Raw genomic sequence first — 1,012 nt, 5'->3', positions numbered from 1 at the left:
AATTCATTGCCCCACTGGCGTGTCATGACAGCTGAATGAGCGAGGTCTCCGGTAGAGGGTTAATCGACCAAGACAAACCTGAATACCGGAGACCTCGTGCCCAGCGTAGCGGTACCGGGGCGGGCGGATCTGACCGACGCGCAGTGGGCGCGGTTGGAGCCGTTGCTGCCGCGGGGAAAGAAGGCGGGCCGGCCGCCGAAGTGGACGAAACGCCAGCTCATCGACGGGATCCGGTGGCGCATCCGTACAGGATGCCCGTGGCGGGACATTCCGGACCGGTACGGGCCGTGGCAGACGGTGTACGGACTGTTCCGGCGCTGGCAACGCGCCGGGGTGTGGGCGCAGATCCTCACCCGCGTGCAGGCCTGCGCGGACGCTGCCGGCGCGATCGTGTGGGATGTCAGCGTCGACTCGACCATCGCCCGAGCACACCAGCACGCAGCCGGTGCCCGCCGGTGCGGCGATCGGCAGGCCGAGCCACCGGGCGGTGTCGACACCGAGCCCGATGATCACGCGTTGGGACGCTCCCGCGGCGGTTGGACGACCAAGATGCATCTGGCCTGCGAGCAGGGCCGCAAGGTCCTTTCACTCATCGTCACTGCAGGTCAGTGCGGTGACAGTCCGCAGTTCGAGGCCGTTCTCGAGGCGATTCGGGTGCCGCGGCGCGGTCGTGGTCGACCGCGCTGCCGCCCTGATGCGGTACTGGCGGACAAGGCGTACAGCAGTGCTGCCAATCGCGCCTACCTGCGCACGCGAGGAATCAGGTCGACGATCCCGGCCAAGACCGACCAGGTCGCGAATCGGAAGAAGAAGGGCTCATCCGGTGGTCGCCCACCCGTCTTCGACACCGAGCACTACAAACAGCGGCACGCCGTCGAGTGCGGGATCAATCTGCTCAAGCAGAACCGCGCTGTAGCAACGAGATACGACAAGCTTGCGGTCCGCTACACCGCCACCGTACGTATTGCCGCGATCAATCAGTGGCTCCGCACCCCGGGCTTATGAAACACGG

Annotated in this window: 1 protein-coding gene; it reads left to right on the top strand. The window is 66.3% G+C overall.

Going from position 1 to position 1,012, the window contains the following annotated elements; all coding sequences use genetic code 11:
- Positions 1–96 precede the first annotated feature (96 nt).
- Positions 97–1,005 carry an IS5 family transposase gene (locus RZ1_RS29440; RefSeq protein ID WP_072816489.1) on the top strand — a complete coding sequence of 303 codons (909 nt, stop codon included), beginning with the start codon at positions 97–99 and terminating at the stop codon, positions 1,003–1,005.
- Positions 1,006–1,012 lie beyond the last annotated feature (7 nt).

The sequence above is a fragment of the Rhodococcus zopfii NBRC 100606 = JCM 9919 genome (assembly GCF_001895025.1).
Lineage (GTDB): Bacteria > Actinomycetota > Actinomycetes > Mycobacteriales > Mycobacteriaceae > Rhodococcus > Rhodococcus zopfii.
Note: the sequence above shows the minus strand (reverse complement) of the source record. Positions and strands in the feature narration are given on the sequence as shown.